General features: G+C 60.9%; 10 protein-coding genes. 6 read left to right on the top strand and 4 right to left on the bottom strand.

Annotated features, from left to right (window positions below; all coding sequences use genetic code 11):
* Nucleotides 1-262: 262 nt before the first annotated feature.
* From VEZ52_RS06330 to mtnA, 3 genes are read right to left on the bottom strand one after another with little or no spacing between them, the layout of a single operon-like run.
* Nucleotides 263-736 (bottom strand): C-GCAxxG-C-C family protein, encoded by a 474-nt coding sequence (locus tag VEZ52_RS06330; protein ID WP_324836074.1) that lies wholly within the window; start codon nt 734-736, stop codon nt 263-265.
* Complete coding sequence (locus VEZ52_RS06335; protein ID WP_324836075.1) at nt 733-2760, bottom strand: TIGR04326 family surface carbohydrate biosynthesis protein; 2028 nt, start codon at nt 2758-2760, stop codon at nt 733-735. The genes VEZ52_RS06330 and VEZ52_RS06335 overlap by 4 nt, the downstream gene beginning before the upstream one ends.
* Nucleotides 2761-2769: 9 nt before the next feature.
* Entirely contained in the window at nt 2770-3858 is a 1089-nt protein-coding gene (gene mtnA, locus VEZ52_RS06340; protein WP_324836076.1) for an S-methyl-5-thioribose-1-phosphate isomerase, read from the bottom strand.
* Between the two features lie 332 nt (nt 3859-4190).
* Here mtnA and VEZ52_RS06345 point away from each other — a divergent pair, with 332 nt between their 5' ends.
* From VEZ52_RS06345 to VEZ52_RS06370, 6 genes are all read left to right on the top strand, one after another.
* Nucleotides 4191-5372 carry an aminotransferase class I/II-fold pyridoxal phosphate-dependent enzyme gene (locus tag VEZ52_RS06345; RefSeq protein WP_291443544.1) on the top strand — a complete coding sequence of 394 codons (1182 nt, stop codon included), beginning with the start codon at nt 4191-4193 and terminating at the stop codon, nt 5370-5372.
* Nucleotides 5373-5836: 464 nt separating this feature from the next.
* Nucleotides 5837-7171, top strand: coding sequence for a homoserine dehydrogenase (locus tag VEZ52_RS06350; RefSeq protein WP_324836077.1), 1335 nt, complete (start codon nt 5837-5839; stop codon nt 7169-7171).
* The gene (locus VEZ52_RS06355) at nt 7168-8355 is read left to right on the top strand and encodes an ATP-grasp domain-containing protein (protein WP_324836078.1); all 1188 of its coding nucleotides are present in this window, start codon (nt 7168-7170) and stop codon (nt 8353-8355) included. Before VEZ52_RS06350 ends, VEZ52_RS06355 begins: the two co-directional genes overlap by 4 nt.
* Before the next feature lie 7 nt (nt 8356-8362).
* Nucleotides 8363-8776, top strand: a complete 414-nt coding sequence (locus tag VEZ52_RS06360) for a secondary thiamine-phosphate synthase enzyme YjbQ (RefSeq protein WP_324836079.1) — start codon at nt 8363-8365, stop codon at nt 8774-8776.
* Nucleotides 8777-8892: 116 nt separating this feature from the next.
* On the top strand, nt 8893-10581 hold the full coding sequence (locus tag VEZ52_RS06365; protein ID WP_324836080.1) for a cation:proton antiporter: 1689 nt from the start codon (nt 8893-8895) through the stop codon (nt 10579-10581).
* A 214-nt stretch (nt 10582-10795) separates the two neighbouring features.
* The gene (locus VEZ52_RS06370) at nt 10796-12058 is read left to right on the top strand and encodes a DNA polymerase IV (protein ID WP_324836081.1); all 1263 of its coding nucleotides are present in this window, start codon (nt 10796-10798) and stop codon (nt 12056-12058) included.
* Nucleotides 12059-12064: 6 nt separating this feature from the next.
* On the opposite strand, the gene VEZ52_RS06375 is transcribed toward VEZ52_RS06370, so the two are convergent.
* Nucleotides 12065-12841, bottom strand: coding sequence for a TlyA family RNA methyltransferase (locus tag VEZ52_RS06375; RefSeq protein WP_324836082.1), 777 nt, complete (start codon nt 12839-12841; stop codon nt 12065-12067).
* Nucleotides 12842-13115 lie beyond the last annotated feature (274 nt).

Genomic DNA, 13115 nt, shown 5'->3' on the forward strand with positions numbered 1-13115 from the left:
GAGCACGCGCAACGCGTTACCCGCAGGAAGATTTTCAGCTACGGGAACGGAATGGCGTGGAAAGAGTGGTGCGACGTAAACTGTCAGGTTCCGAAGGGGAACTGTGGCAACTGTCGGACGACATGTAGGATGCTCCTTCCATAGGGCTGAGGGTGAGCGCCTGCCAGAGGGCAGACGCATAAAAAGTGCATGGCCGCAACGGGGCCATCTGCGCGGAACCTATTCGCTCCGGGCATTGTTGTCAAAGGGTGAAATTGGAACCCTATTCTGCCGTATCAGCTTCAAATCCAGGTTTTCTGCGGTTCGGCTCGGCGGAATGTGTCATTTCGTCAAGAAAGTCATGCAAAAAACATATGGCGTCAACCGAAACGGATTCGCACAGATGGGGGGGGTCATTGGGGTGGATGCCGCCGGGCCGCAAATCCTTGCAGGAGAGGCTGCCGAAGCGTTCCGTAAACTGGGCGGCAAACTGCGCGCACAGATCGACGAGTTCTGATTCTTCCTTGCCCAGTTCCGCTCCGCGCAGGCCGATGAGCAGCAAGCCGCCCTCCACAAGGCCGCACTGCCCGCCAGTGCCGCCTGCGCCGTGGCAACCCACGGTGGCAGTGTACATCTGCGGGTGCAGCGGTTCATTGAGAACATTTTCCAGACAACGCAGGGTTGTGCGGGCGCAGTTGAGATCTCTGTCCCAATAGTAGTGGCGCACCAGGGCGGCCACTCTGTCGTGCGTACTCATGGTTTTCCTCTCAGGTGCAGCAGTTTTTCCCATCTGGGAAGATCGACGTTCAGGTCAAGATATTCAGGTGGAAGGTGTAGAGGCGCTGCGGTTTGCAGCGCGCTGGCCACATCGTCCACGCTGCCGGTGCGCGGCAGGCTGGCTACATCTTGCAGGGGGCAGAGGTCAAAGTCGTCTGTGGGCAGCATGGCCACCACGGGCAGCCCTTTGATGGCGGCTTCAAGCGCCACTGTGGTGGAATTGGAGGCCCAGACCACCACGCCGGGGACAAGCTGGTCGGCGATGGGGCCGTCCACCACCCGCACGTCCTGTGCACGGCGGCCCAGAAGGGCGTTCAGTCTCTCCTGAACCGGCAGGTAGGGGTGCGGCTTTACGCGGATTTCCCAGCCGTCAAGCAGTCCTGCATGCAGCGAACGGGCAAGCAGGGCCAGATGGGCCTCGGTTTCATCTGCAAAAAAACTGGTTACTGCCAGCAGACGCCGGGGAGCGGGCGTGGAATTATGGCTTTTGGCATCGCTGACAATTTGCGCGTCATTGGCCGCCAAGTAGAGATAGCGCAGAGCTTCCACTTCGCCCAGCCGCTCGGCGGGCACGCCTGCCTCGCGCCACTGCGAGCACGCGGATTGCCCGTTGCCCCGCACCATGTCGGGCTGGAAAGCGGCCAGTTCGCCCGTAAAGGTGCGCGGGTCGTCAAAATAGCGAAAGTCTGTGGGCCGGATGGTGGAATGCTGCGCACCGATGACGGGGCCGTTGTTCGCTTCATGCATGGTCTGCGTGAGCATGCGTTCCCACGGGCAGTTCTCCAGCGGAAAGAGCGTCCAGCGCTGCGGGCCGGCCATGGCGGCATACCGCTTGAATGCCCGGTGTTGCAGGCAGCGTTCAAGGCAGCGCCAGCCCCGGAACGATTCCGCCCAGTAGGGGCCGAGGTATGTCCAGAAATCAAGCTGCGAGCCTGTAAAACGAAAGGCAGCGCGGGCTTCTTTTTCCAGCCGCAAGCTGGCAAGGCACAGGCGCGCGTAGCGGAACAGGGCGGCTATGAGGTCGCCTGTGGTCAGAAATTCTTCAAGATAATGGAAGCTCGCGCCGTCTTTGCCTTCACGGCGAAAGCGGTCGCGCAGGGCAATGCACTGGGCCAGACTGAGCTGGGGCGCAGGAAAGCGGATGAAAAGCCAGCGCACAAAGTGCCCAGCGGCCTGGGAATGTTCCCCGGCCTTCCCCTGTTCTTGCGCCTCCACTTTGGCGGTGGCGTTCAGCGCATTGTGCAGGCTCTCCCAGTAGCGGGAACGATAGCGGCCATTTTCCGCAGCCTTCATGTCCACATTGGGAAAGTAGGTGGCAATGGTGGCAGCCTGCCCCTGAGCGGGCGGCAACGGGTTTTTGGCTGTAACTGGCGGCAGGTGACGGCGTATAGTCCACCACCAGTGGGCGTAGCGGGCCAGCGCCCGCAATGGGGGAGGCGTTGCGTCATAAACCTTGCGTAGCAGACTGCGGGCTGGCTCAAGCGGAACCAGCACTTCGCTGCATTCCGCAAACAGCCTGTGGCCAGATTTGCACATGCGCGCAAGCGCGGCGCGCAGGTCCTCATCCCCGCCAAAAACACGCAGGGAGGCAAATCCGCCCTCGTCCATGAGGCGCTCAAGAGCGCGCAGCTTGTAAACTGTGTAGAGGCCGGGCGTCATCTTGGGATGGCGCTCGTACAGCAGCGAACACCACCACATGGAGAGCTTTTCGCCGCAGCGCAGATGCTGCTGCATCTCACGCCCGCCAACGCGCATGCGCCCCAAATCGTGCGCCCAGGCCATATGCTCGGCGCGGATGGTTGTCAGTTCATCGCGCAGGCGCGCAGACAGCGAAATTTCACCACTGGGCGCTTCCCACCCGTCCCAGTGCGCAACAAGCCGTTCGGGCAGGGCCTGACCCGACTCTGTTTCGGCCTTGCCGCTGGGGCTGTATCCCGGGGCCGTGCACAGCGCGCGTGCCGCATCCGGCAGCGCCGGGCCTATGACAAGAACAAGCTCTTTCATGCTGAACCCCTAACGCTCCTTAATTTCGGCGTCTTCTGCTTCGGGCGCGGCACTGGCCTCGTTGAGGGCTGCCCAGATGGCAAGCCCGTAGGGCGGCTGCAACACGCCTTTTTCGGTGATGATGCCGGTGATAAGCTCTGCGGGGGTTACGTCAAAGGCAAAATTGTACACGGGCACATCTGCGGGCGTCAGGCGCGTATCGCCCACGTGGGTGACCTCGCGTTCCGGGCGCTGTTCAATGGGAATGCCGCTGCCGTCGGATGTTGTGGGGTCAATGGTGGAGAGCGGGGCAGCCACGTAGAAGGGAATATTGAAGTGCTTTGCCAGCAGGGCAACGCCATAGGTGCCGATCTTGTTGGCGGCGTCGCCATTGGCGGCAATGCGGTCGGCCCCCACCACCACAGACTGCACAAGCCCCTTGCTCATGAGCAGCGCGCAGGCATTGTCGCAGGCAACAGTAACGGGGATATTGTCCTTGTGCAGTTCCCAGGCCGTGAGGCGCGCGCCCTGGAGGAAGGGCCGCGTTTCATCGGCAATAACCTTGATGCGTTTGCCTTGCTCCACAGCACCGCGAATAACCCCAAGAGCCGTGCCATAGCCCGCAGTGGCCAGAGCGCCGGCATTGCAGTGGGTGAGCACGGTGTCGCCGTCTTTCAGGCAATCCGCGCCAAAGCGGCCCAGAGTCTTGCATGCTTCCACATCTTCGGCCTGCATTCTGCCGGCCTCGTCAAGAAAGGCCGCGAGCAGGGGATCTCGGTCGCCGCGTCCGCTGTTCATGACCTTCCACCAGCATCTGCGCATGCGTTCAACGGCCCAGCGCAGGTTTACGGCGGTGGGTCTGGCATTGGCAATGCGGTCGAGCAGTTCTTCAAGCTGGGTGGCCCAGCCGGGGCCGCTGGTTTCGTTCAGCGCAAGGGCGCAGCCCCAGGCCGCAGTGACGCCAATGGCCGGAGCCCCGCGCACAACCATGGTTTGCAACGCCGATACAATGTCGTCTGTATTGCGGCAGATCACTTCGGTTTCCTGCTCTGGCAGCAAGCGCTGGTCAAGCAGGTGCAGCGCAAGATTTTGCCTGTCAAAGCGAATATGATCTTCCATGGTTTGCCTCCGCAGGATTCAAGATATTTATCAAGGATACACAACTATGCGCTGAAGGCAAAGCGCAGTTGGCGGCATTTCGCCGTAAACCAGATAAAAAACATGCCCCATCAAGGGGTTCTGCGGCCCGCAATGCTTTACAAACAGGCGCGCGGCTGGCTATGCTGCGGCTTGACAAAATCGTTTCCGGCGACGTGTAAGCGCCCGGTAAACGCACTGGCTTCCTGTGGGGCTGCGCGGCAGGGTGGAGTCCATGCCTGCATGGTGCGGGCGTGACCTGTTGCGAGCGCATGGGACAGACTGCATGTCGATCAACTTAGGAGCTATCAGACATGGAAGAGTTTTCGCGGATTCGCCGCCTCCCCCCCTATGTTTTTGCGGTGGTGGGAGACCTCAAAATGCGGCTGCGTCGGCAGAATATCGACATCGTGGACTTCAGCATGGGCAATCCGGACATCGCAACGCCCGCACCCATCGTCGAAAAGCTTGTTGAGGCAGCACAGAAGCCGGTGAACCACCGCTACTCGCTTTCGCGCGGTATTCCGAACCTGCGCAAAGCCATCTGTGATCGCTATGCGCGCCACTACGGCGTGCAGCTCGACCCTGACAGCGAAGCCATCGTGACCCTGGGTTCCAAGGAAGGCCTTGCCCACCTTTCGCTGGCTATTCTTGAGCCCGGCGATGTGGTGCTCGCGCCCGACCCGACCTATCCCATCCACAAGTACGCGCCCATCATTGCAGGCGCGGACGTGCGCAGCGTGCCCATCGGCCCTGGCCGCAACTTTTTTGAAGACCTTGAGGCCGCCATGCGTCAGGCCTGGCCCAAGCCCAAGGTGCTTTTCATCTGCTATCCGCACAACCCCACCACCGAAGTGACGGATCTGGAATTCTTCCAGAAGATTGTGGACTTCGCCAAAGAAAACCACATCTGGGTCGTGCATGATCTGGCTTACGCCGATCTGGTTTTTGACGGCTACAAGGCCCCCAGCTTTTTGCAGGCCAAGGGAGCCAAGGATGTGGGCGTGGAATTCTATTCCCTGTCCAAGAGCTATTCCATGCCCGGCTGGCGCGTGGGTTTTGCCGTGGGCAACAAGGATCTCATCCATGCCCTGGCGCGCATCAAGAGCTACCTGGATTACGGCATGTTCCAGCCCATCCAGATTGCCTCCACCGTGGCCCTCAACGGCCCGGAAGACTGCGTGCACCAGATCCGCGACGTGTATCAGGAACGGCGCGACCGCCTTATCGAAGGTCTGAACCGCATCGGCTGGGAAACGCCTTCGCCCAAGGCGACCATGTTTGTGTGGGCGCACATTCCCGAACCCTTCCGCAAGATGGGCTCCGTGGAATTTTCCAAGCTGCTGTTGCAGGAAGCCCACGTGGCCGTTTCGCCGGGTCTCGGCTTCGGCTCCTACGGCGATGAATACGTGCGCTTTGCCCTGATTGAAAACGAGCACCGCACGCGGCAGGCTATTAGCAGTATGCGGCGGTTGTTGTCGGGCGTCTCCGACTAAACCTGTTTCGCCCTCCGCGCCTTTTTGCTTCCGGCGGCGTCAGGCGGTCTTTTTATTCCGGTCGAGTACCATCAGAGCACGCTCCCTGCATAAAAAGCCCGCCTTCCTTGCCGGAAGGCAAAAATCCGCAGGATGGCAAAACAGGTTTTGAAAGCATCTTTTGCCCCCTGGACATCGTCAACGGCCCGTTTCAGTCCAGGTCTGTACCCGCATGTACTATCCCTGGCCTGAAACGGGCCGTTTTCTCGCCAGGGAGCAAAAACGCGCTTTCAAAAACCGTTTTTTCGAGCGATTTGGGTTCAATCCGCTTGGATTGTCGGGAAAAGCAAAGCTAGAACAACTGAAATCGGCGGGGTCGGGAGGTTTTCCGGCCCCGCCGCAGCAACCATAAGGCCGCATATGGCCAACAACCGCGCAGGCCCGCGGCGGACAGACCGGGGTTAGGCAGCAGATTCGGAGGCGACATGACAAAGAACAGCGATAAACCCCTGGTAGTGGGCCTTGCCGGATTCGGCACCGTGGGCGGCGGCCTTGTGCGCCTGCTTGACGAAAACGCCGACCTCATCCGTCGCCGTTGCGGGCGAGACATCGTGCTCAAAAAGGTGCTGGTGCGCAACGCCACCAAGGCCCGCAGCGCCCAGTTGCCCGCCGGAACAGAGCTTACCACCGATTACCGCGCCCTTACCGATGATCCTGAAATCGACGTGCTGGTGGAACTGATCGGCGGCATCGACAATGCCCGCACCATCATCGACCGCGCCCTTGATCAGGGCAAGCACATCGTCACCGCCAACAAGGCCCTGCTGGCCGAGGAAGGTCTGGCCCTGTTCCAGAAGGCTGACCGCAAAAAGCGCATCCTGCGCTACGAAGCCAGCGTGGCTGGGGCCATCCCCATTGTGGAGACGCTGAAGGAAAGCCTCACGGGCAACCGCATTGAATCGCTCATGGGCATTCTCAACGGCACCAGCAACTATATTTTGTCTGAAATGACCAGCAACGGCATGGATTTTGACGTTGCGCTCAAGCAGGCCCAGCAGCTGGGCTATGCCGAGGCCGACCCCACGCTGGACATTGACGGCCATGACGCCGCCCACAAGCTTATCCTGCTCATCCGTCTGGCCTACGGGGTGCACTATCCCTACACGGCTCTTTCGGTGCGCGGCATTCGCGGGCTTTCGGGCATGGATATCCGCCTTGCGCGCGAATTTGGCTACCGCATCAAGCTCATTGGTCAGGTGCGCGAGGTACCGGGCGCGGAGGGCACTGAAGGTGAAGGCAACATCCGGCTTGAGGCCGGGGTGTTCCCCGCCCTTGTGTACCACAAATTTTTGCTGGCCCGCGTGGGCGGCGTGTACAACGCCGTGCGGGTGGACGCCAACGCCTCCGGCCCGCTGTTTTTCCACGGGCGCGGCGCGGGCGATCTGCCCACCGCCGGAGCCGTGCTGGGCGATCTGCTGGCTGTTGCCCGCGATGAACGCCCCAACAACACCGGCTTTGTGGGCAAGGAACTGCCCAAGGCCTCCATCGTGCCGCCGGAAGAATGGCGCTCGTGCTACTATGTGCGCGTCATGGTGCAGGATACCCCCGGCGTGCTGCGTGATCTTTCGGGCTGCATGGCCGCCGAGGGCATCAGCATGGCCCAGGTCATCCAGAAGAGCGATGAAGGCAACGGCGTGCCGCTGGTCTTCATGACCCACGAAACCACGGCCCGCGCCATGAGCGACGCTCTCCAGCGCACCATGGACGCAGGCCTGCTCAAGGAACCCGCGGTGTATTTCCGCGTGTTGGGAGGAGCATGATAATTTTTGATGAACCATACGTCTCGCCAGAGCTGCTCGACTATGCGGCAGCCCGGCGGGAACCGGTGCTCGACAATGCTGTGGCGCGGGACTTGTCCCGCGCCCGCGCGCTTTCTGGCGCAGCGCCCCTGAACCTCATAGCGGAAGCGGAATTTGCGGCCCAGTGCCGCAAGTCCTGCCCGGACTGCGCGCCCCCGCGCATTTATACCTGCTCGGAAAATTCTCTGGCCTGGGTTTGCGACCATGTGGATAATGCCGAACTTGTCAGCGGCATTGAAAAGCTCAAGAACAAGGCCAGGACCCGCGAGTTGCTGCGCCCCCTCTACGATGATTATTTCTATCGCAGACTCAGTCTTGATGCCCTGCGCCATCTGCCTTTTGAAGAACTGCGCCTGCCCTGCGTGGTCAAGCCTTCTGTGGGTTTTTTCAGCCTGGGCGTGCGCATTGTGCGCACCCGCGAGGACTGGCTTGCCGCCATTGCCGCCATTGAGCAGGAATCAGCCCACTGGCGCGAGCAGTATCCCGACAGCGTGGTGGACAGCGAGGACTGGCTCATAGAGGAATACATCGACGGTGATGAATACGCCGTGGACGTGTACTTTGACGCGCAGGGGCAGGCTGTGATCTGCAACATTCTGCGGCACGAATTTGCTTCCGCTTCAGACGTGAGCGACCGACTGTACTACACGGGCGCTTCTGTGGTACGTTCCCACCTTGCAGAGTTCGAGGCATGGTTCAATAAGGTTAATTCCTTGCTGGGGTTGCGGAATTTTCCCACCCATGTGGAGCTGCGGCGTGACGCCCAGGGGCGCATACGGCCCATCGAATTCAACGCTCTGCGTTTTGCGGGCTGGTGCTGCACGGACGTCACTCTGTTTTCCTGGGGCTTCCACACTTACGGGTGCTTTCTGGAAGGGCGGCGGCCCGATTGGGACAAGGCGCTGGCAGGGCGCGAAGGCAAGCTCTACACCCTCATTGTGCTGAACAAGCCGGAAAGCTGCCCGCCTGTGCGCACCTTTGATTACGAGGCCTTGAGCCGGGGCTTTGCCCGTGTGCTGCATGTGCGCAAAAGCGATTTCACGCGCTACGGGCTGTTTGGTTTTCTCTTTACCGAAACGCCGGAAAACCAGCGTGAAGAGCTGGACCGCATAGCGCGCTCCAACCTGCTGGAATTCACAAGCTGAGGCAGCCGTGGAAACTCTTGAAATAAGCACCCGCAGCCGTTGCGAGATGGTCGACATCACAGCGGAGCTGCGTTCGCTGGTGCGCCGCAAGGCCGCAGATGGCCGCTGGCAGAGCGGCGCTCTGGCCCTGTTTTGCCCGCACACCACCTGCGGCTTCACGGTCAACGAAGGCGCAGACCCTGACGTGCGGCGCGACATGCTGGCCTTTTTCAGCCAGCTTGCCCCGGAGCACGGTGATTACCGTCACGCTGAGGGCAACAGCGATGCCCACATAAAAACCACCCTGCACGGGCCATCTCTCCTGCTGATTGTGGAGAAGGGCGAACTGCGCCTTGGCACCTGGCAATCTGTTTATCTGTGCGAGGGCGATGGCCCCCGTCGACGCAACCTGTGGTTGCAATGGCTGAAGTCCGACGACTAGAGCATTTCGTGGCAAGGATTTTCCTGAAAAATCCTTGCAGAGCAGTGGACTCATTTCATGCGTAAACAGCTCTAGAGCGGGCATTCAGCTGCTTGCGGCTCAAAGGAGCACCATCCATGCCCCATGACGTAGATCTTATTCTTACGCTTGCCGGGGGGCTTTCCGCCGCCCTGGTTCTTGGTTTTATCACGCAGAAACTGCGCCTTTCCCCGCTTGTGGGCTATCTGCTCGCAGGCATCATTGTAGGCCCGCACTCCCCCGGCTTTGTGGCCGATGCGTCCACGGCGGCCCAGTGCGCCGAGATCGGCGTTATCCTGCTGATGTTTGGCGTGGGCCTGCATTTTCACCTCAAGGATCTGCTGGCCGTGGGGGCCATTGCCACTGGCGGCGCAGCGGCGCAGATCTCGCTGGCAACGCTGGCAAGCATGGGGCTGCTGCATCTTTTCGGCTTTGATCTGCTTTCCGGCGCGGTCTACGGCATGGCTATTTCTGTAGCCAGCACCGTGGTGCTTACCCGCGTGCTTGCCGACAACCATGACCTGCACAATTCCACCGGGCATGTGGCCCTGGGCTGGCTGGTGGTGGAAGATATCTTTACCATCCTGCTGCTTGTACTGCTGCCTTCGGTTCTTTCCCCGGGCGGTGAATTCTGGAGCGCACTGGGCATGACACTGCTCAAGCTGGCGGCGCTCTCCGTGTTTACGCTCGTGGTTGGTCAAAAGCTTATCCCCCTGTTTCTGGGCTACGTGGCCCGCACGGGCACCCGCGATCTGTTCACCCTCGCAGTGTTGGCCCTGGCTCTTGGCATCGCCGTTGCCGCTGCGGAATTTTTTGGGGCGTCCATGGCGCTTGGCGCATTTTTGGCGGGCATGGTTGTGGGGCAGTCCGAGTTCAGCGCCCGTGCCGCCGCCGAAGCCCTGCCCCTGCGTGATGCCTTTGCCGTGCTGTTCTTCGTTTCCGTGGGCATGCTCTTTGATCCGGCCTCGCTGGCGCAGGACTGGCCCCTCATGCTGGCGACTCTCTTTGTCATAATGATTGTGAAGCCCCTTGGGGCGCTGCTGATGACAAGCCTGTTCCGCAAGCCTCTCAAACTGGGGCTGCCAGTGGCCGCCTCCCTGTCGCAGGTGGGGGAATTCACGTTTATCCTTGCGGGTCTTGGCATCAGCCTTGGGATTTTTGACCAGAGGGTCAACAATGCGCTTATTCCTGCGGCCATCATCTCCATTACGTTCAACCCCATGCTGTACCGCAAGGCCAAGGATCTGGGACTGTGGTGGGAGAAGCGCAAGCGCGGCAACGTTGTTGAAACCGAGGTCTGCCTGATCGTGCCGGACGAAGGCAACCGCACGCGGGTGGTTGTGGTGGGCTACGGCCCCGTTGGCCGCAGCTGCTGCCGCATCTTGCAGGACAGCAGCATGCTGCCCGTGGTCGTGGAGATGAATATCGACACGGTGCGGCTTTTGCGCAGCGAAGGTGTGCCCGTGGTGCACGGCGATGCCATGCAGGCCGAAGTGCTGCGCGAGGCTGGTCTGGAAAAGGCCGAGGCCCTGCTGCTCACATCCCCAAGCATCCCCGCTGGCGAAGTGACGCCCATAGCGCGCGCGGTGAATCCGCATGCACGTATTCTGGCGCATACGGCCTTTGTGAGCGAAGCCCGCTCCCTGCGCGACAAAGGCGCGGACGCAGTGTTCAGCGGCGAGCGCGAAGTTGCGCTGGCCATGGCGGAATATCTGTTGCGCTCGGCGGGCGCGCCGGAGGCGTATGTGCAGACTGAGCTCGAACGTGTGCGCGAGAAGCTTGACTAGTCTTTGTTTAAAAAGCGTCTTTTGCCCTCTGGACTGCGTCAAAGGCCCGTTTCAGTCCAGGGCTGTACCAGCATGTACTATCCCTGTCCTGAAACGGGCCATTTCCTTGCCAGAGGACAAAATCCATCTTTTTAAACGTACCGTTGACCAAGTAAAAATATAGCTTGTAAAAGTGCTCCTTAGCTCAAGTTGAACCAGCGCCCGGAATGTTGTCATGATCATCCACATAGACATGGATGCCTTTTTTGCATCGGTAGAGCAGATGGACGATCCGTCCCTGCGCGGCAAGCCCGTCATTGTGGGCGGCGAGCAGCGGGGCGTGGTTTCCACCTGTTCTTACGAGGCGCGCGTTTTTGGGGTGCATTCCGCCATGCCCATGGCAACGGCCCGCAGGCTCTGTCCGCAGGCCATTGTGGTGCGTGGCCGACACTCGCGCTATGCCGAGCTTTCGCGGGCTGTCATGGCGGCCCTTGGCGAGTTTTCGCCCCTTGTGGAACAGGCCAGCGTGGATGAGGCCTATGTGGACGCCACAGGTCTTGAGCGTCTGTTCGGCTCGCTGGAAGAGCTGCTCCTGCGCATGAAGGAACGTGTGCGCGAGGCCACGGGCGGCCTTACCTGTTCCGCCGGGGCCGCACCGGTGAAATTTCTTGCCAAGATATGTTCAGACATCAACAAGCCCGATGGCATGTTCATACTGCGGCCCGAAGAAGTGGATGACTTTCTGGCGACCCTGCCCGTGGGCAAGATTCCCGGCGTGGGCAAGCGCATGGTTGAGAGTCTGCAAGGTCTGGGAGTGAGAACCGTGGGGCAGTTGCGCCGCTACAGTCTGGACTTCATGCTGCGCAAATACGGCAAGTGGGGTGGGGTGCTGTATGAGCGCGTGCACGGGCGCGACCCACGCGGTATAGAAACCGAGCGCGCCGCCAAGAGCGAAAGTGCGGAATGCACCTTTACCGAGGACACGCGCGACCGGGATTTTTTGCAGCGCATGCTGCTGGCCCATGCAGAGCGCGTGGGGGCTTCGTTGCGGCGGCACGGCTACAGGGGCCGCACGGTGACGCTCAAGATCAAGTATACGGATTTTCGGCAGGTTACCCGATCTCGCACCCTGCCGGAGGGCATAAACGCCACGGAAACCATTTTTGAGGTGGGTTGCGCCCTGCTGCGCGAGCTGCCCCTGCCGCAGCCTGTGCGGCTTATCGGCCTTGGGGTTTCAGGTTTTGATGCGCCTGTGGCGCAACTGGTCTTGCCGGGCGCGGTCAAGCCGGTAACGCAGGGGCTGGATCCCAAGGTTGAGGCCAGAAGGCAAAAGCTCGATGCCGCGCTGGACGATCTGCGCAGCCGCTTTGGCAACAAGGCCGTGCAGCGCGGGCGGCTGTTTACGCCTGCGGAAAAAAAGGCGGCTGCCGCGCCCACCCCGGATAGCGCCGGGGATGCGGGTACGTCGGATGCAGAAAAATCTGACAGTGAGGAGTAGGCGGCTTTATGCCTTAGCCTGACCCTGACGCACAAACAGGGCCATGTATTCCTGATTGCCCTTGGGGCCCTTGATGGCGGCGGGCAGCACTCCCTGACATTCAAGACCCAGATTGGCCTGGGTGAAGAGCAGGATTTTGTCTACAGCGCGCTGGCGGGCGGCCTCATCGCGCACCACTCCCTTGACGGTTTCGCCGGGGCCAAGCTCAAACTGGGGTTTGATGAGCGTGGCGAGCATGCCGCCGGGTTTGAGCCAGGGCATGCACGAGGGCAGCACGAGGGTGAGCGAAATAAAGGAAACGTCCGCGACCACCAGATCAACCATCTCGGGGATAAGGCTCTGCTCCGCATGGCGCAGGTTGACGCCCTCAAGGTTCACCACGCGCTCATCGGCGCGCAGGCGTTCGTGCAGCTGGTTTTTGCCCACATCCACGGCATAGACGCGTTTGGCTCCCCGTTGCAGCAGGCAGTCGGTGAAGCCGCCGGTGGACGCGCCCGCATCCAGGCACACAAAGTCGGTCACGCCCAGCTTGAAGTGCTCAAGGATGGTCAAAAGCTTGTAAGCGCCACGGCTCACGTAGCGCTCCGGCTCCAGCAGGGCAAAAACCGTGTCGGCGGCAAAAGGATGCCCCGGCTTGGGCACAACCTGCGGCGGCGCGCCGGGAACCGTCTGTTCAAGGATGATCTTGCCCGCCATGATGAGGCGGCGGGCCTGCTCGCGGCTTTCCGCAAGGCCCTGCTCAAATACAAGCTGGTCGGCGCGTTGTCTGGGTGATTTAGGCATGGGGGTCTTATAGCTGCTTGCCGCGTCAACCACAAGACTGCCACGCGATTGCTGCGCACCGGGCGCGGCAAAGGGGCTGCAACAGGCCCTGATGACGTGGCGGAAAGTCAATTTATACGTAACTCCGCCCGGCGCACTTGCCAAAGCCGCAAAAGAGGGCTATATAGCTTGCCCTTGTGCGGTACTGCGCCGCGCCAAGGGTAAAACGCGCGGGCGTCCGAATTGCTGTAAAAGCTGGATTATGCCGCGTTCACGAGGTAGCTGCCATGAAAAA

Origin of the sequence: Desulfovibrio sp., assembly GCF_035644575.1 — a bacterium.
Taxonomy (GTDB): domain Bacteria; phylum Desulfobacterota; class Desulfovibrionia; order Desulfovibrionales; family Desulfovibrionaceae; genus Desulfovibrio.